Origin of the sequence: Myxococcus sp. AB036A, assembly GCF_006547355.1 — a bacterium.
GTDB lineage: Bacteria > Myxococcota > Myxococcia > Myxococcales > Myxococcaceae > Myxococcus > Myxococcus virescens.
The window spans coordinates 33,406-52,334 of record NZ_VHLC01000005.1; the positions used below are offsets into that span (position 1 = coordinate 33,406).

Below are 18,929 nucleotides of genomic sequence, written 5' to 3' on the forward strand. Positions count from 1 at the left end.
GGGGCCTCTCAGAAGTAGTAGCCGACGTTGATGTTGAAGCGCGTCTCCCACGGGGCATTCGGATCGCCCTCCGCAAGTGCGTGGCCATAAGCAGGCCCCAGCCAGGGCTGGTTCTTCCCGCTGGCCACGTCCACGTAGGTGTAGACGGGCCCCGCGGTGACGAGCATGCCGAGCACGTTCTGCATCGACGTCTCGAACGCAGCGTTGGCTTTGTCGAAGAGGCTGAAGTCGTCGTAGAAGGTCAGCTTCGTGATGGGGCCCCACGACACGGGCACGTCGTACGAAAGGCCCGCCGCGTAGACGGTGCCCCGGGTGGCCATCTTGTAGGGCGCGTCATAGGCCCCCATCGTCACGATGGAGTCGTCGTGGCCCTCGGGGTTCTTCAGGTCGTAGCCGTAGCTGAGGACCTCCATGCGGAGGTTGAACGGGCCGTAGTAGCCGTCCAGGTGCACCGCGCCAGCCCAGTTCAGGCCATTGCGCTTGGTGACGCTGTTGTAGATCTGCCCGGTCTGCGCGGAGACGCCCACTTCCGTGCGGCCCAGGTCCCCGTGCTGGAATGTGTACGCCGCGCGTGCATTGAGCTTGTTGCTCTCGTGGTTCGCGCTCTCCACGCCCAGGTATGCCTCGCCCGGGTTGGAGCTGCTCACCTGCACCACGTCATACGAGTAGCGCGCGCTGTCCGTGCTCCGGCCGGTGAAGCTGCCCTCGTCGTTCTTGTAGAAGGCGACCTGCAGGTCCCATGGCCCCTGCGTGTGGACCAGCTTCAGACCCAGGTCGTAGTCGTCCTCCATCCCCATGTAGTAGGGCAGGGAGAAGAACCAGTTATGTGAGGCGTAGGGCAGCACGCCGAAGGGCACGCGGTGTACGCCGAACTGGAGCTGGGTCGCCTTCGTGAACTCATAGCCCACCCAGCCGTGGTGGAGCATGGAGTACCCCGAATAGAGGCGGTACTCGGCGGACAGCAACACCTTGGAAAGTCTGGCGTCGACGTTGAGCCGGAATGTATCGAACGCCACGTCGCCACCGCGGTTGCGGTTGTCTTCTTCTCCAGGCCACGTCTTGAAGAAGGCATTGAGGCGCAGCGCACCGCCAACCTTGAGCATGTCCGGGTCTTCCACCACCTCCTCGTCGGCGCGTGCTTCGGGCGCGAGCAGGCAGGTCAATCCAGACAGGAAAAGCGCATGCGAGAAACGGGTAAGACGGGTGGACAACTGCAACTCCTGGCAAGGGACGACAGGCGCGAGCGGACCAGAACGGGCCACACTCGTCCTGAGCGCCAGACGTGGCACAAGGGGCGGCCCTCTCCCGATCCACACTCAGCGAGGACGCTGGCGCGCGAGACAGTCCACCCAGGGGACAGTGCAATCAGTCGTTAACAGGTCAGACGGAGCACGTCCATACTTTTGAGCTCAAACAATGTGGAAACAGGGCGCCGCCCGCCTGCTCGCGGGGCCTGAGCGGCGCGCCCGCCAACCCACACGGGCGGCTCAAGGCGCCTGTGTCACCGCTGTCAATCTCCTCATTCCGTGACGCTTCAGCGGCCGGAGCGTCAAATCCAGATGCCCCTCCCCTGTTGCCGGCGATGCCTCTCAAGCCCACGGGCGACCACCGCCATCAGTGTCAGTGGAGGGTGAACACGCCCCGCAAGTCATCCCAGAGCAGCCCATGGCGCCGCAGAATCCGCGTCAGGTCCGGCTCCACGGGCGGCGGGTGTGCGAAGGCGTCGAAGCCCAGTAGGTGGAACGTCCGGTCGGAAGCCGCTGCCGCCAGCCACGCTCCATCGGAAGAGAAGGCCACAGCGGAGACGAACCCCTGCAGCCCGGGCACCTCCCCCATGAGCGCCCCGTCGGGAAGCCGCCAGACCTTCAGCTCTCCTCCCATTCCGCCGGACGCCACGAACGTCCCCTGAGGCGCCACCGCGAGCGACAAGACCCCTACTGTGCGCGAATCCATCGAGGTCAGCACGCGGCCGGCATCTGAGCTCCAGAGCCGGATGGGCTGACGCATCCCCGCGGTCAGCAACTCCCCAGACGCCAGGAACGTGACGGCGCGCACCCGGTCGCCCGCCTCCAGGACGCGAATCACCGCGCCTCGCGCCACGTCCCAGATACGCACCGTGTGGTCCGCTGCGCCCGAAGCCAGCCTTTGCCCCGTGGCATCGAATGCCAATGCCCACGCCTTCCCGGTGTGCCCTGTCAGCCGGGCCACCTGGGTCGCGGAGGGGACAGCCCACAGCACGACGTCCTGCGCCACCCCCGCGGCGAGCAATGCGCCGTCTGGGCTGAAGGCCAACGCCCGGATGGATTCGTGCGCGGCCGGAATCACCATCAGCTGATTTCCGGACCGGACGTCTCGCACACGCACCTCCCCCTTCAACGTTCCCACCGCAAGCAACCGCCGGTCCGCGCTCACGGCCACGGCCCCCACGGCGTCCGGCGCCTCCAGGCGGGAGTGGAGTTCGCCTCCGGACGAGACCGACCAGCTCCGCAGACCGTCCTCCCCACCCGACACGAAGGCGTCTGGCCCCACGGAGGTCAGCACCTCAGGCCAGGCGTGAAGCTCCCGCAACAGAACGTCCGGAGGCACCTCGGGCCGCGACCAGACCTTGAGGACACCGTCCATGCCACCGGACGCGAACCTGCGCCCGTCCGGGGACAGGGCCACGGCCATCACGAAGGTCCGGTGCGCATCCAACCGCTCCAGGACCTCGCCACCTCCGCGCACGTCCACGCGCTGCACGCGTCCCTCCCACCCCGCCTGCACGAGTTGCTGGAAACCCGTATCGATGGCCACGGCCGAAAGCGCCCCCGTGTTGCGCTGCACGTCGAACAGGGCCCCGCTCCGGGCATCCCAGAAACGGATGGCCCGGTCCGCGGACGCGGTCATCACCCGCTCGCCATCCGCGGAGAACGCACAGGACTCCACCTTGTCCCCGTGTCCCGTCAGCCGGAGCAGCTCGCGACGCGCCGTCAGGTCCCACACCCGCGCGGTCCGGTCCACGCTCGATGACACGAGCCGTCCTCCGTCGGGGGAGAAGGCCACCGCGATGACGATGTCGTCATGCGTGAACTGGAGCACCTCCGCGCCGTCGCGGATGCGCCAGACACGAATCGTCCGGTCCAGGCCACCACTCGCCAGCCACTCCCCATCCGGGGAGAAGGCCAGGCCCCGCACGACATCGGTGTGCCCGGACAGCAAGGCCACCCTGCGCCCCTGCTTCCAATCCCAGAGCCAGAGCGCGCCGGGCCTGCCGGCGGCGGCCAGCCACCGGCCATCGGGAGAGAACGCGACGGCATGGAGCTCGGCTTCGTGGCCCTTCAGCTCCGCCACCTGCGCTCCGGCCTCCACGTCCCAGACGCGCACGACCGCGTCATACCCTCCCGATGCCAGCAGCCTGCCGTCCGGTGAGAAGGCCAGCGCCAGCACCGAACCCTCGAACTGCTTCGCCCACTCGAGCGACGAGGCGCGCTTCTCCGCCCACACCTGTCCCCAGCGCGCCGTGGGTGAGTCTTCCGTGTGTCTCGCGGACGCGAAGTAGCCCGCGGCCAGGGCCCATTGCTTCGTCTCGATGGCCGCGTCACCGCGGGCCCGGAAGAGTTCGGACCGAGCGTCTCGCCCCCCAAGGACCTCGGACGAGGAGCGCCGCCCCGCGCAGGACACCGTAAGCAGGACCAGGACCCACCACCACGAACGCAGGCGCATTCCGGATTCATCACCCGGGGCATGGCTCCGGCACAATCCCCTTCGCCCAGCGCATGAGCCCGTGGCGGAACCGACACCGAGCATTACCGGCTTTACTGCTTTTTGCATTATCTAGGGTGGTTGGACCGTACACATCCCCCAGAGCCTCACGTGTTTCGAAACGCCCCCTCCTGCCGTGCATGGTTGGTCGTGGGCGCCCAACCCCACGCTGTTCACGCCGTAAGCCAGGCGCGCCACCCCGACGGTTCGCCCTTCTGACTCAGCGAACCATCACGGTCGCTCGTCAGAACGAGTAGCGCACTCCGAACCGCACCTGTAGCGGCGGCAGGACATACAAGGGGGGCACCCCGTCAGACTCCACCGAGCGCCCCTCTCCCAACCACGCCCCCGGCTGCGTATTCAACAGGTTGAGTGCAGCAAGTTCGAAGGACACCGACTCGAACCTCGACACTTGATACTTCAAGTCCACGTGGGCATCGAGGACGTGGACCCAACGATTCCGGGTCCCCACGTCATCCCGTGGCGTTCCAGACGCGCCCTGATAGGAAACCCCCGTGACAAGGGAGAGCTTACGAGCCAGCTCGAAACCACGGATACCGGTGGCCTTGATGGAATGAGTCCGGTCCGCTGGAAGCAACTGCTGTCGGGCCAAGGGGCGCCCTGCATCGGCGCCGATTGGCTCGGTCTGGTTTCCATGCAATCTCGACCATGTGTAGCTGAATTGGGTGTGCACCCAACGGAAATTCGGCTGTACCGAAACTGTCACGGCATCATAAGTACGGACAGCCCTCGGAAGCGCCGCTGCGAGCCCGATACCCGGATTGCCAATCAGCACACCCTCATCGTCTGGGTCGTTGATGGACGCCAGCGCGGTATCAAGTCGGCGTCGGGCATAATGCGCAGCCAACTGGAACCAGAGATTGCCGTTTTGTGTTGGGCGAAACTCATGCGAAGCCCCCACGATGACCTCACGGGAGGAGGTCGGGACGAGGTTGGGATCGAAGGCGACGCCCCGGCCCGGCTCTACATCCATGAGCCCGAGCGGCACCAGGTCGTGGTACTTCGCGAAGGATGCGAAGAGCTGCGAGTGATACATCGGCCGTGGATTGATGACCACGCCAGCCCTTGGTGAGAGCAGGTAGGTCGTGAGCGCCCGGCGCCCGTTCAATCCCTCCCGCAGGGCCTGCACATCATAGCGAGCGCCGCCTTGAAGCGTGAGCAAGTGACTCACGTTCCATGTGTCCTGCACGAATCCCCCCAGGACTGTGCTTGCCGCGCGGGATGCGACCGGCTGTATCGAGTCGTGCATGGAGTGCTCCGCGTCAACACCTGCCTTGAACACGTGAGTCCCCAGGGCGTGCAACAAGTAATACCCTTCGGTCTTCGCGTAATAGCGACGCTGCGATCGCCGTGCATCGCCAGTCGCTACGCGGCTGACGGCTTTGTGATTCAGCCATCCCGCCTTGAAGGAAACGAGCAGACGATTGTCCAGGAACATGCCGTTGTAGTCGAACATCCCCAGGACCGTCTCACTGTCGAACTCCCAAGGCCGATCGGCAGTATCCATCCCTCGTGCCAACGAAGGCGTGGCGAGGACCAGCAGAGACGTCTCGTGACCAGGAGCGACATGGTACGTCAACCGGCCCACCGCCTGGATTCCACGGTGGTCGGTCAGGCCATCGCGCCGCCCGTTGCGACTGAGCGTCGGAACAACGCCCGCGAAGAACGAGAGACGATTCCGCACGAGCGGACCGCCCAGGGTCACCCCGAAGTCTCCCAGGTTCTTGAGCCCATCCTGGCTGGAGCCCACCGAACCCGCGTTCGGAATGGACTCACGCGCCCCCTCCAACCCGCCTGGGGTCCAGGAAGCAAAGGCGGATCCGGAAATGCGGGGGCACCTTGACGGCAACCGAGCCTCGATGACACCACCGTTCGCCCGTCCCTGGTCTGGCATGGAGCCTCCCGCATGCACTGTCACGAGGGAAACGAACTCCATGCTGAGCGGCACCAGGTTCAATCCCGTGACGGCATCTCGGGTGGAGAAGCCCTCCAACAGATAGCCGTTCTCGGACGCAGAGGCGCCCCGGATGGCGAAGCCAGATGGGTCAAGTAGCGTGACAGGACTGAGCTCAGCAAGACTCTCCGCGGCGCGCAGTCCTCCGCTCCCGCCTCGCGGCCTGCCCAACGGCAGGCCTACAATCCAACGCGGTGCGGTAAATGACCTGGGGGTGTGGGCCAGGTCGCTGGAGATTCCCCCGCAGCGCACGTAGAAGATGGGGGCTTTCTCACTCAGCCAGGCATCGACACGCAGGGTCGAGCCCTCAGTGACCTCCACGCGCTCCTGGGAATGGGCCGTGTACTTCTCCCGCTCGAACCGAATCGAGTAGGTCCCAGAAGGAACTCCATCCAAGCGATAGGCGCCAGCGGCATCCGTCTCCGTCCGTACCTCTCCAGGCGCCGTGGATGAACTTGCCGTCACGCTGACGCCCGGAAGAGGGTGTTCCCATTCGGAATCAAAGACTGTCCCGACAATGGCGGCCTGAGGCCTCTCCGCAGCCCCCACCGACAACACCGCGGCCAGTATGACACCCACAAGCCGCTGAATCCCCCTCATGCCCATGCTGGCAGCGCCCTCCATTTCACGCCAGCATGGCACGGCGACTTGCCCATCGATTGACAATCTCCATCCCGCGCTGCCGCTCTGGACATAGCCATCACCAGACAACCATCCGGGAGCCGGGCCCCCAGACCTCGAACTCAAACCCTGTGGCGATGAAGGAAGACGAAGCTCCTGGTCTGCCCCCTCTCCCCTATCAGGCCTGCCAAGCGCCACGCCCGCATCCCTCCGCCAACGCGTGCCTGGGCGCCCCCTCCTGCCCACCTGCCGTGAACGCGCCTTCGCGCTCGCCGACCGTCCCTAGCTTGGCTGTAGGGGGCCTTTCCCATCACGGCCCCACGGAGGAGAAAGCCATGCCCCTGGACCCTCGAAGTGAGCCTGCGCGCACAGGCGAAGGACGGCCGTCCGCGCTGCCCCCAGGCCGGGTCGAGCAGCTACGGGCCCGCTTGCGCGGCCGGCTCGTGCGCCCCGGGGACGAGGACTACGAGGAGCACTGCCGCGTCTACAACGCCATGATTCACAAGCGGCCGGCGTTGATTACCCGGTGCGCCGACGTGGCGGACGTCCTCGCGGCAGTGGAGTTCGCACGCGAGCAGGGCCTCATGCTCGCGGTCCGTGGGGGTGGGCACAACGGTGCCGGCCTGGGTACCTGCGACGGGGGGCTCGTCGTCGACCTGTCGCTCATGCGCGGCGTCCGGGTCGCCCCCGAATCAGGCACCGTGCGTGTCGCGGGAGGAAGTGTCTGGGGCGAAGTGGACCATGCCACGCACGCGTTCGGGCTCGCCGTTCCCTCGGGAATCATCTCCACCACGGGCGTCGGGGGCCTCACCCTGGGTGGTGGCCTGGGCCACCTCTCGCGTCGCTACGGCCTCACCATCGACAGCCTGCTCGCCGTGGACATGGTGCTGGCGGACGGGCGCTTCGTCACCGCGAACGCCCAGCAGCACCCGGACCTGTTCTGGGCCGTGCGCGGCGGTGGCGGCAACTTTGGCGTCGTCACGTCCTTCCTCTTCCAGGCCCACCCAGTGGACACCATCCTGGGAGGGCCGACGCTCTGGCCCCTGGAGCGCGCCGAGGAGGTGATGCGGTGGTACCGCGAGTTCATCCCCACCGCGCCCGAGACACTCACCGGCTTCTTCGCCTTCCTGGTCGTCCCGCCCGCGGCGCCCTTCCCGCCCCACCTGCACTTGCAGAAGATGTGCGCGGTGGTGTGGTGCTACACCGGAGACCCGGCTCAAGCCGACGCGCTCTTCGCGCCCGTGCGCGCCATGGCCCCCGCGCTCGACGGCGTGCAGACCATGCCCTACCCCGCGCTGCAGACCATGTTCGATGCGCTCTATCCGCCGGGCCTCCAATGGTACTGGCGCGCGGACTTCGTGCGAGAACTGGGAGACGAAGCCATCTCCCGACACGTGGCGTTCGCCCACCGCCTGCCCACGATGCACTCCACCATGCACCTCTATCCCATCGACGGAGCGGCGCACCGGGCGGCACCAGGCGACACCGCCTTCAGCTTCCGGAACGCGCGGTGGGCGGAGGTCATCGTCGGAGTGGACCCCTCTCCTGAGAAGGCAAGGGACATCACCACCTGGACGAAGGACTATTGGAATGCCCTGCATCCCTATTCCGCGGGCGGCGCCTACGTGAACTTCCTCATGGACGAGGGCCAGGAGCGCGTCCAGGCAACGTACCAGGACAACTACGCAAGGCTGGTGGAGGTGAAGGACCGCTATGACCCGACCAACCTTTTCCGAGTGAACCAGAACATCCGCCCCAGCACCGGCGCGCCGCTTCGCCATTAAGCCACCATTCCCTCGCGCCATTGCTCGCCCGGAGCGGCCTCGGTTGGTACCTTCCGTGCCCGCAGTTCGCTCCACCCAACCGCGAGGAGAATGAGGCATGACAACGGGCTTCGAGACTTACAGGATGGAGGACCCTGCGCTCCTGGCGGGCGTGAGGGAGGCCCTGCTGCAATCCTACTTCGCGGACTACGACCAGGGCTTTCTCAAGACGCCGGCGGGGCAATCGGACATCGCGGACCACGTGGATGGCCGGTACAATCGCTGCGTTGACCATGTGCTGCCCTGGCTCGCGAGGTACGCGCAGTTGGGCAAGGCGGACATCGTCGAGTTGGGCTGTGGCACGGGCTCCAGCACAGCGGCCTTCGCACAGGTCGCCCGCCACGTCACGGGGTACGACATCCACGCGCCCTCCGTGCGCGCGGCGGAAAGCCGCATGAAGGCCCTGGGATTGCGCAACGTCGCCATGAGCGTCGTGGAGCCCGCGCAGTTGCTGGAGACCCTGAAGAAGGAGACCCCCGACGGCGCCGACATCTTCGTGCTGTACGCGGTGCTCGAGCATCAGACGCCTGCCGAGCGGTTGGAGACGCTCCGCACCGGATGGGACCTGCTGCGGCCGGGAGGCCTGCTCGTCGTCGTGGATACGCCCAACCGGCTCGTGTATTTCGACGCGCACACGTCCCTGATGCCGTTCTTCCACTTCCTACCGCCGGAACTCGGGTGGCCGTACGCCTCGCGCTCCCCACGCGAGAACTTCCGCGAATCCATGGCACAGGTGTCCGCCGAAGACGCCCCCATGCTGCTGACCCGATGGGGCCTGGGCGTCAGCCACCATGAGCTCGAGCTGACGCTGGGAGACATCGACCCCTTGCTGGTGGGGACAGGCTTCGAGCCGGAGGTGCTCGACATGTTCCCCGTCACACTCGACGAAGAGCTGCTGCGTTTGTACGTGGAGAAAAGCGGCGCTCGCGTGCCCCTGGCGTTCACCCGGAACACGCTGAACTTCGTTCTTCGCAAGGGTGACAACGCCGACCTCATCGCCCGCCGGCCTTCGCCGCCTCCGGTTCGACACCTCGTCAACGAGACGTCGAACCCGGTCCAGGCGCAACGCCTCCACGAACTGGAACAACGCGTCTCCGCGGACGAGCGGAAGCTCCTGGAGCAGGCCCAGCGCATCCGGGAGCTGGAAGAGCACATCGCCACCCCGCCCCTGCGACACCAGCTCGCGGATCAGCTCAACGGCGCCCTCAAACAGACGGCCCTTCACCGTCAGGCCCGGAAGCTCGTCGAATGGTCGGTGGGCCGCGTCAAGCGCGGGTCGCGCTGAGTCTTCGCCGCCCCAGGACTCCCAGCCGGGTGGCGCAGTGATACACGCACCGCGCCGTCCGGTATCACCACCAGAGCATTGTCCTGCTGACGAAGCCCGTGAAACACAAAAACCGAGCAATTCCGAACCCAAGTCTCACCACCTGTCGATGAAACACATACGGGCAGAGGCCGAGCGGCCGGGCGGGGTGAAGCAGACCCATTTTACAGGGGCGTCTCCCGCACCCGAGGATGGACGCATCCATGCGTCACATCCGCATTCCGACTCACGCGCCGGCGACTCACGCAGTCCCCGGTGTTTCACCTGTCTCACCTGCCGGCGCATGCATGTCTTCACGACGCACGTCGTGGTGCTGGGTGCTGCCGTTCCTCCTGATACTTTCCACCTCCGCGTGGGCGGACACAGGACAGCCCAGCATCGACTTGAATCAGGGCTGGAGATACCGCTGGGGAGACTCACCGCCGGGCCCCGCCGATGTACCCGCCTGGGCACTGGAGTCAGGGAATGAGCAGGCGTGGCAGCCCGTGGCGGCCCTCCGCGAGCCGCCGGGCCGGGGAGCGCACACCTTCCTCTGGCTGAGCATCCCCGTCCCCCAGGGGCAGTGGCTGGAGCCCGCGCTCTACCTGGGCACGGTGGCCAACGCCTTCGAGGTCTACGCCAACGGCCACCGCATCCATGCGAGCGGGCGGCTGAATCCCTCGGGCAAGGAGGAGACGGACAACCTCGCATGGCGGCTCATCCCCCTGCCACCCACGGTGGAAGACACGCGCCTGCTGCTGCGAATCCAGAGCAGCGGTCCAATCATCGGCGTGGGAGGCGCGGCTCGGGTGGGGGCACACCATCAACTGCTCGCGACGGTAACGCGCACGGGGCTGGCGCCCTTCGTCATGGGTATCCTGCTGCTCACCATCGCCTGTGCCGCCGCCCTGGGTGCCCTGGTACGGCGTCAGACGCAGATGCTCCTGCCGCTCATCATCTTCACGAGCGGCTCGGCGGCCCTGCTTCTCGGCATGAGCGGCCTGATTCCCGCGCTCTGGGGCGGCTATCTGCTGGGGAGCCAGCTCACGCTGGTGGGCTCGCACTGCATCCTGCCCGCGCTCGCCTGGTTCATCTCCGACAGCATCCTGGAGAACCGGATGCGCTGGTTCCGGTGGAGTGCCTGGGGCGCGTGCGTGCCGGCCTCCCTTCAGGTCATCATCGTGATGGTCGACCTGGGCATGGCGCAGCGGAACCTTGGCCTCTTCGTCCTCTACTCGGTGCCTTGCCTCCTCGGGTGCGTCATCGTCGCGGGTATCTCGGCGTGGCGGGGCAACCCCGACGCGCGAATCTTCTCCATGGGCCTGGCCGTGTTCTTCGGTGTCGTCATCCACACCACGCTGCCGGTGTTCGGGCTGGCCGAGGCCGCGGACTCGCTCATGCACTGGGGCTTCCTGGCGCTCGCGCTCTCATTGGTGGGCATCGTCGTGCGCCGCTCGGTGCTGGTGGTGCGCGCGCTCGCGTCGCACACGCATCAGCTCGAGGAGCGTCGTCATGAAGTGAAGCGGCTCGCCCAGAACATGGGGAGCGGCGCTGGCGAGCTGGCCGCGGTGGCGCAACAACTGCGCACGTCCAGTGAGGTGCAGACGGCGGGTGTCAGCCGGCAGGCCGCGGCGCTCCGCGAGGCGGAGCAGACGGTCCAGGAAATCCGGCAGGGCTCCCTGGTGACGGCGGACAAGGCGCGGCGGCTCGCCGGCTCCATCGAAACCGCCGAGGAGGCGGGGCGCGATGGCGGCGCGGCCATCACCCGCACGCTGACCAACCTGGAAGCCATCCGCCAGGAGGTCTCCGAGATGTCGAGCCGCATCCTCGCGCTGGACGCACGCACCCGCGAAATCTCCAGCATCGTGGACACCGTGAAGGGGCTGGCGGACCAGTCCAACATGCTGGCCATCAACGCCGCCATCGAGGCCGCGCGCAGCGGGGAGCACGGCCGGGGCTTTGGCGTCGTATCGCGAGAGGTCCGCAGCCTCGCCGACCAGTCCATCCTGGCGACCCATCGCATCCGCGAGGTGCTCGACGGCGTGAGTCTGAGCATGCGTGAGGCCGCGAAGATGAGTGAACAGGGAGAGCAACGCGTGAAGGCGAGCCTGGACGCGGTGCGTGTCTCCGGCACCCAGCTCCAGCGGCTCACGGGCATCATCGACGACACCGGCACCAGTGTGCGGCAGATTTCCGCGGCGGTGGCGCAGCAGGACGCGGGCACCTCCCAGATTGCCCAGGCCATTCAAGACCTGTCAGCCCAGATGCGGCATACACTGCGCACCGTCGAGGAGACGCAGAAGGTGTCCGGTTCGGTGCAAGCGCTGGCGGAGAACATGGCGGGCACGGCCCGCATCGCGCTCCAGGCGGGAACGCTCGATGACTGAGCCGCGTCCCGTGACGTCCACGCAGTGACGGATGGGAGCGCACCGGTTGCAGGCCCGCGCAAAGGGTGCTCAGAAGCCAGCATGGCGCAGAACATCTACGACGACCCCGGCTTCTTCGAAGGCTACAGCCAGCTGCGGCGCTCGATGGAGGGGCTCGCAGGTGCACCGGAATGGCCCGCGCTGCGGGCGATGCTGCCCGAGCTGCGGGGCCTCCGGGTGATGGACCTCGGCTGCGGCTATGGCTGGTTCTGCCGGTGGGCCCGGGAACAAGGGGCACTGCAGGTTCACGGGCTCGACGTCTCGGCTCGAATGCTGGAACGGGCCCGGCAGCTGACGCCCACCCACGACATCGTCTACACCCAGGCAGACCTGGAGACGGTGGAACTTCCTCGAGCCAGCTTCGACCTCGTCTACAGCTCCCTGGCCTTTCACTACATCGAAGACCTGCCGCGCCTGCTCGCGAAGGTGCACGCCACCCTGGTTCCAGGTGGCGCGCTGGTCTTCTCCACCGAGCATCCCATCTACATGGCTCCCACCCACCCTGGCTGGCGAGTGGATGAACAAGGCCAGAAGACATGGCCCCTCAATGGCTACCAGGCCGAGGGGCCCCGCACCACGGACTGGCTCGCCAAGGGCGTCATCAAGTACCACCGCACGCTGGGCACCTTGTTGAACGCCCTGATTCACACCGGTTTCAGTCTGCGCCAGGTCAACGAATGGGGTCCGACCGAGGCGCAGCTCTCCGCCCAGCCAGAACTGGCCGAGGAGCGGGAGCGCCCCATGATGTTGCTCGTGTCCGCGCGGCGTTAGACAAACGCGGCGGCGGCCACCCGGCCCCCCAGTAGCTCCCTGCCCTGGCGGAGTGTTATGTGACCGCCACGGATATGATGGGGGTAGGCTTGAAGCAGCCTGTGCTGTTTTGTCTCGTTTTCCTATTTAGCATTCCTTCTCTTGCCAGTGGGCGCATGGCTCCCTGGGAGGGCGCGGCGTTCGAAGCGACGGGGCCCACGATGGCTCAGGCCGCCGCGAAGCTACCGGCTCCAGCGGAAGGCACCGATGTGGAGGTTCTCCTGAAGGAGGGCCGCTACACGGAGCTTGCGCCTCACCAATGGCGAGCATCGTCTCGCACCGTCTTCCGCATCATCACGCGAGCGGGCGTGCGCGCATGGTCCGAAGCCCGCGTTGAATGGTCCCCCTGGCGCCAGCAACGGCCGCTGCTGCGAGCACGCGTCATCTCCCCTGACGGCAAGGTGCACCCGCTCGACGAACAGACGCTGCACGATGCGCCCGTGGAGGATCCTGGCCCGGACATCTACACGGACACCCGCGCGCTGCGTGCGCCACTCCCAGCCCTGCGCCCCGGCAGCCTGGTCGAGGTGGAGTCCATCGTGGAGGACACCCAGTCATTCTTCGAAGCTGGCGTCGTCACCCACTTCTACTTCGCCAGTCCCGTCCCCGTCCGCAAGGTGCGCCTGGACCTGGACGTGGCGCTGACAACGCAACTCACACTGCGTGTCCAGGGCCTCCCCCTGGATCCGTTGCCACAACACCAGTCCGACCGGAAACGCCTGTCATTCGAAGGGGGTCCCTACGCCCCCGTGGCTCCGCTCGAAGCGGACATGCCGCCGGCGCAGGCCTTCTACCCGCATGTCGCCTTCTCCACCGGGCGCTCCTGGAACGACGTGGCTGCCAGCTACCACCGGATTGTCGAAGGCCGGCTGGAGGGTGCTTCGCTCCAGCCCCGCGCGCGTGAGCTGAGCAAGGGCACGAAAGACCGGCGCGTCATCGCACAGCGCATGCTGGAGCACGTGCGTCAATCGGTGCGCTACACGGGCCTGGAATTCGGCGCGGCGGCCATCGTTCCCGCCCGGCCTCAGGAAGTGCTCACGCGGCAGTATGGCGACTGCAAGGAGATGTCCACCCTCCTCGTCGGGCTGCTCCGCGGAGCGGGGATTCCCGCCCATGTAGCGCTCGTGCGTGTCGGCCGTGAGGACGTGCCCCAGTTGCCGGGCATGGGGTTCTTCAATCACGCCATCGTCTACGTGCCCGGGTCGCCCGATTTGTGGATGGACCCCACCGACCCGGGTGCGGAAGCCGGCGTGGTCGCTCCCGAGCTGCAAGGGCGCCACGCGCTCGTGGCCACCCCGGACACCCAGGGGCTCGTGCGCATCGACGAGACGCTTCCGGAACGGAACACCGCCATCTTCACGCGGACCGTGACGCTGTCCGAGGAAGGGCCCGCGCGCGTGCATGAACTCCGGGAGTTCACTGGGGCACTGGCGGTCCAATACCGACGCCTGCTGAAAGAGCTGCGGCCCATGGACTTCCGCCGGAACATGGAGGCCGTGGCCACCGCGCAGTATCAGGGCACGCTGGAGGGGATGAAGCACTCGCCGCTGGATGAGGTCTCCGGCCCCTTCCGCATGGAGCTGGACATCGCCTCCGCTCGCTTCGCCGCGACGAGTTGGCGCAGCGTCCAGGTGCCACTGCGCATCGAGTCCCCCCTCGCCTGGCTTCCCGACACGCTGGATGACGTCCGCGACCTGTTGCCGGATGAACTCGGCCGCGTCCGGCCACCTCCCGCCCGGCGACAGGCCGACCTGGTGCTGCCCGTGGCCTACCGCGCCGAGGCACGCTACCGCCTGAAGCCGCCCCGCGGGTTCGCCGTGAACGCCGTTCCCCGGGACGAAACGCTGGCGTTGGGGCCCGCCTCACTCTCTCTTCGATACATGCGTGAGCAGGATGGCGGACTGTCCGCCACCTACGTGTTCGACTCGGGCAAGCGTCGCTACACCCCTGATGAGGTCAACGCGTTCCGAACCGCGCTCGCGGACCTGGTCCGACGGGAAGCCCAGGCAGTGGAGTTCGAGGACCGTGGCTCGCGGCTCGTCGAGGGCGCCCGCGTCCGGGACGGGCTCGCCGTGTATGAGAGATGGCTGACCGCTCGCCCGGACTCCGCGCTGGTGCGAGCCCGGTACGCGGGCACCCTGCTACGGCTCGGTTTCGGCGGACAGGCGCGGGAGGAGGCCCGCCGCGCGGTGACGCAGCGTCCGGACTCCCCTCTGGCCCACCACGTCCTGGCGTGGGTGCTTCAACATGACCTCCACGGACGGCTGCGCCACCCCGGCGCCGACTTCGAGGGCGCAGTGGCGGCCTGCCGCAAGGCCATCAGCCTGGAACCGGAGAACGTCGCCGCCAACATCCTGCTGGCCGACATGCTGGAGCACAACGCGCACGGGGAGCGATTCGGGCAGGGCGCGCGCCTCACCGAAGCCATCACCACGTGGCGCCATCTGCGCGACACGCTCCGTGCTCGCAACGTGGATGACCGATTGATGACGGCCCTGTTCCGAGCAGGGGCGTCGACAGAGGCCCTGGAGGCCGCGCGCGTCGCCGCGCCGTCCGAGCTCAGGGGCCGGGTGATGGTCATGACGACCGCCGAACTGAAGGGTGCGGCCGACGCACTGGCGTTGGCGGAGCGCGAGTTCGAGGGGCTGGATTCGCGGCGCGAGGCCCTGACGCTCGCGGGAGACCATCTGCTCACGAAGGGCCACGCCGATGCCGCGGCGCGCCTCTTCGAAGCCGCGCTGAAGGACACCTACGACCCCGACCTCCAGTTCCGTCTAGAGCTCGCCCGGAAATCTCGCCGCGGGCCGGAAAAGGCGAAAGACGCAGGCGCCATCGCGCTGGTGCGCAGTGTGGTCTTGGCCGCATGGACGGCCCATGACGAGCGCGCGTTCGAAGAGGCCATTCGTCCGCATCTCTCATCCAGGGACCGGAGCGACAGCGAGTTTCGTCGCAAGCTGCGGGCCCTGCATGCCTATGCATCGCGGCATGCGAAGTCCTTCTGGAACGTGACGGATGCGAAGTTCCGGGCGGAGCTCGCGGTGTCCGCGCTCGACCTGAAGCCCGACGGGCAAGAGAAGGTCGGGTATCGCGTCCGCCTGAACCTGCTGCTGGGCGACCAGACGTTCGAGGACGCCTGGTACGTGGTGCGCGAGAACAAGGAGTACAAGCTGCTGGCCTCGGCGAGCGACCCGCGCCCGCTTGGCGCGGAAGCCTTGAGGTGGCTGGACGCGGGCCATCTGAAGGAAGCCATCCAGTGGATTCGCTGGGCAGTGGCGGACACCCGCGACATTCCTCCCGAAGGACTCTCTCCGCTCGCCTCCTTCGTGAGTACCCTCAAGGGCTTCTCTGGGATGGAGGGCGTCACCCACCTGCGTGCCGCGTCTGCCTATCTGGGCGCGAACACGGGTGATGCACGCGTGCTGAAGACGCTGCGCTCCCAAGCCTCCTTCGCATCGGGAGTCGAGCGTCACCGGCTGATGATGGCCCTGGCCGTGGCCTTGAAGGCAGCCGGAAAAGGCCCGGACGCAGAGGCATTGCTGGATGAAGTGCGTGAGGACGTCCCCGCGTCCGAGGACGCCTTCAACATGAAGCGAGAGTTCTTGGTGGAGCGAGGCCGCTGGCGGTCGCTCCGCGACGCAGCCGACCGCCGACTCGGGCTGCTGCACACCGACCCGCTCGGAATGGAAACGCTGCTGGTGGCGGCGGTGAACGAACAACACTGGGACGATGTGGGCCGGACGGGAAAGCAGCTCGTGGACCAGGGAGCCGCCAGTGCGGAGGCATACCGGACGCTGGCCTGGGCGGCGCTCCTGCGTGGGCGCGTCACAGCGGACGACGTCCAGTGGGCGCAGCGAGCCGTTCGCATGAGCCGGGTGGACGAGCTCGAAACCCTGTCGCTTCTGGCCACGCTCCTCGTAGAGACCGGGAAGTTGGAAGAGGCGCGCAAGCTGATGGACAGCGCACTCGCCCAGCACACCCCCGCAGAACTGACTCCAGGCATGCTCTACGCCCGCGCACGTCTGGCGGAAGCGTTCGGACTGCCCGATGCGGCGCAAGCCCTCTATCGCGCCATGCCCGGCCCCAACGACTCCGATGCCCGCTCCTTCCAGAAGCTCGCCAAGAGCCGCATGAACCGGGGCCGGAGCACCAAGACCGCCACGGCGAGAGACTGAGCATTGGCATCCATGCCAGCGCACCGACAGCAGAATAGCGGCATCGAGCGTTCCGCCATCCTTCGCCTGAGCACCGCCATGCCACTGGAGTGCTCGGTCGCGGCGCTGCGGACGCCCGCCGCAGCCGCAGGCGTGGAGAAAAACCCTGTCCCTCCTCGGGCGTCCTCTGCCTCTTCGAGGACTGCGTCTGCGGGCCTTTCCCCATTGGCCCCGGCGGCAAGCCGTTGTCGCGTGCAGCGGGCGCAGCGGTAGGCCCGGCGCCCGAGCCCCTGCCTGGCCCTCCCCGCGCATGAAGCGGCGCATCCCGGAGCTCCGGCTCCGGATTGCCGGGCATTGAAGCGTCCTTTGCACGGACGCGTGGAACCCTCCCAGTCAATGGCAGCCCTCCCGCCGTGTCCGCACCCTGGGCCTCGCGTCAAAGGGGAGGCAGCTCATGAAGGGTTGGCGGCTGGGTTGTGCAGCACTCGCGGCGTGGTGGTTGGTTGGGTGCATGGGAGGTCCCGACGAGCAGGCAGACAGCTTCGCGGAGCAGGCGGCGTCGGAGTCTGTCGAACAGGAAAGCGTCGAAGCACAGTGGAAGAACGCGGAGGAGAAAGTCTATTCAGAGAACTTCGGGAAAGGCGCGGGCCCCGAGTGGAGCCACCGCACCGTGTCCCGGACGCCGAAGGGAGAACGAAAGTTCCTGGGGCCCTTCAGCGAACAGGAAGTCACGCTCAGCCTGGCTGGCCTGCCGGACCATGACGAGGTCGAGGTCCAGTTGGAGCTGTTCGTCCTCAAGTCGTGGGACGGTAACGACACGACGAAGGGGCCAGACCGCTGGGTCGCGAGCGTGGACGACGGTCCCGTCCTCCTGGACGCCACTTTCTCCAATGACGACGCGCCGTTCGACGCACGCTACGAGCAGTCGTACCCGAAGCCCTACCTCCAAGGCAGCCACCCGGGCCTCACCGGCGCATCGATGAAGGGCAAGCTCGGGTACCAGGACGAGTCCGGCTTTGGCAGCAAGGGGGACGCCATCTACCCCCTGTCCTTCACCTTCCGGCACACCGGAGACCGGCTGACACTCCGCTTCGCGGACCCGCCTCGAGGCGAGGCCAACGAACAGTGGGGCCTGGATTCAGTGAAGGTGAAGGTCCGGAAGAAGAAGGGAGGCGACCTGCTGGTCAGCAACAACGTGAACAGCAGCGTGCTGCGCTATGACGGGAAGACGGGCGACTTCGTGGGCGTCTTCATCCCGCCTGGCGCCGGCGGGCTCAACAACCCGCAGGAGCTCGTCTACGGCCCTGACGGCAACCTCTACATCGCCAGCTTCGCCAGCAGGGAGGTGCTGCGCTACGACGGGAAGACGGGCGCCTTCATCGACATCTTCGTGCCCGTGGGCAGTGGCGGGCTGGGCTTCCCCGGCGGGCTCATCTTCGGTCCTGATGGCAACCTGTATGTCGCCGACAGCTTTGGCGGCACCAACAGCGTGCTGCGCTACGACGGGACGACAGGCGCCTTCATCGACGTGTTCGCTTCGGGCGGCGGACTGCTCGTTCCCCAGAAGATGGCGTTCGACAAGAAGGGGAACCTGTTCGTCGTCAGCATCATCGGCAACAACGTGGTGCGCTACGACGAGAATGGCGCGCCCTTCCCCGCGGCCGGACAGCCTGGTGCCATCTTCATCCCGGACATCGACGCGGTGACGATTGCCATTCGCAAGGACCACAAGCTCTACGTTGGCACCACGGCTGGAGATGACGTCCTGCGCTTCAACGCCAAGACAGGCGCCTTCATCGACGTCTTCGTCGAGTCGGGGAGCGGTGGCCTGACTGACTTCGTGGACATGGAGTTCGGTCCCGACGGCAACCTGTACATCCCGGACTTCCTCCCGGCCACGGTGTTGCGCTTCAGCGGGAAGACGGGGAACTTCATTGACGTCTTCGTGCCGGCGGGGAGTGGCGGCGGCGCCAATGCGGCCACCCTGACGTTCATGCCCTCGAAGCGACACAAGCCGCACGGGCACGACGCGAACTGAGCGCCGCCGTCCCCTGAAGCCCCAAGCAGGGCCTCGCCTCC

The 18,929-nt window shown here is 67.0% G+C and carries 9 protein-coding genes; 6 read left to right on the forward strand and 3 right to left on the reverse strand.

Annotation, left to right across the window (positions count from 1 at the left end):
- Window positions 1–8: 8 nt before the first annotated feature.
- The 3 genes from FL344_RS03285 to FL344_RS03295 form a co-directional block, all read right to left on the reverse strand.
- A complete protein-coding gene (locus tag FL344_RS03285) occupies window positions 9–1,103 on the reverse strand; it encodes a hypothetical protein (protein ID WP_194858295.1) in 1,095 nt (364 codons plus the stop codon).
- Window positions 1,104–1,620: 517 nt separating this feature from the next.
- Window positions 1,621–3,702, reverse strand: a complete 2,082-nt coding sequence (locus FL344_RS03290) for a WD40 repeat domain-containing protein (protein ID WP_228564743.1) — start codon at window positions 3,700–3,702, stop codon at window positions 1,621–1,623.
- 283 nt (window positions 3,703–3,985) lie between these two features.
- Window positions 3,986–6,340, reverse strand: coding sequence for a TonB-dependent receptor (locus tag FL344_RS03295; RefSeq protein WP_141617485.1), 2,355 nt, complete (start codon window positions 6,338–6,340; stop codon window positions 3,986–3,988).
- A 332-nt stretch (window positions 6,341–6,672) separates the two neighbouring features.
- Here FL344_RS03295 and FL344_RS03300 point away from each other — a divergent pair, with 332 nt between their 5' ends.
- The 6 genes from FL344_RS03300 to FL344_RS03325 all read left to right on the forward strand — a co-directional run bounded on the left by FL344_RS03300 (window position 6,673) and on the right by FL344_RS03325 (window position 18,888).
- Window positions 6,673–8,121: an FAD-binding oxidoreductase gene (locus FL344_RS03300; RefSeq protein WP_141617486.1), complete on the forward strand. Its 1,449-nt coding sequence runs from the start codon at window positions 6,673–6,675 to the stop codon at window positions 8,119–8,121.
- A gap of 97 nt (window positions 8,122–8,218) precedes the next feature.
- Window positions 8,219–9,445 carry a methyltransferase gene (locus FL344_RS03305; protein WP_141617487.1) on the forward strand — a complete coding sequence of 409 codons (1,227 nt, stop codon included), beginning with the start codon at window positions 8,219–8,221 and terminating at the stop codon, window positions 9,443–9,445.
- Window positions 9,446–9,675: 230 nt separating this feature from the next.
- A complete protein-coding gene (locus tag FL344_RS03310) occupies window positions 9,676–11,850 on the forward strand; it encodes a methyl-accepting chemotaxis protein (protein WP_141617488.1) in 2,175 nt (724 codons plus the stop codon).
- 81 nt (window positions 11,851–11,931) lie between these two features.
- Entirely contained in the window at window positions 11,932–12,660 is a 729-nt protein-coding gene (locus tag FL344_RS03315; RefSeq protein WP_141589411.1) for a bifunctional 2-polyprenyl-6-hydroxyphenol methylase/3-demethylubiquinol 3-O-methyltransferase UbiG, read from the forward strand.
- A gap of 155 nt (window positions 12,661–12,815) precedes the next feature.
- Window positions 12,816–16,871 carry a DUF3857 domain-containing protein gene (locus FL344_RS03320; protein ID WP_194862975.1) on the forward strand — a complete coding sequence of 1,352 codons (4,056 nt, stop codon included), beginning with the start codon at window positions 12,816–12,818 and terminating at the stop codon, window positions 16,869–16,871.
- Window positions 16,872–17,361: 490 nt separating this feature from the next.
- Window positions 17,362–18,888 (forward strand): SMP-30/gluconolactonase/LRE family protein, encoded by a 1,527-nt coding sequence (locus tag FL344_RS03325; protein WP_228564744.1) that lies wholly within the window; start codon window positions 17,362–17,364, stop codon window positions 18,886–18,888.
- Window positions 18,889–18,929 lie beyond the last annotated feature (41 nt).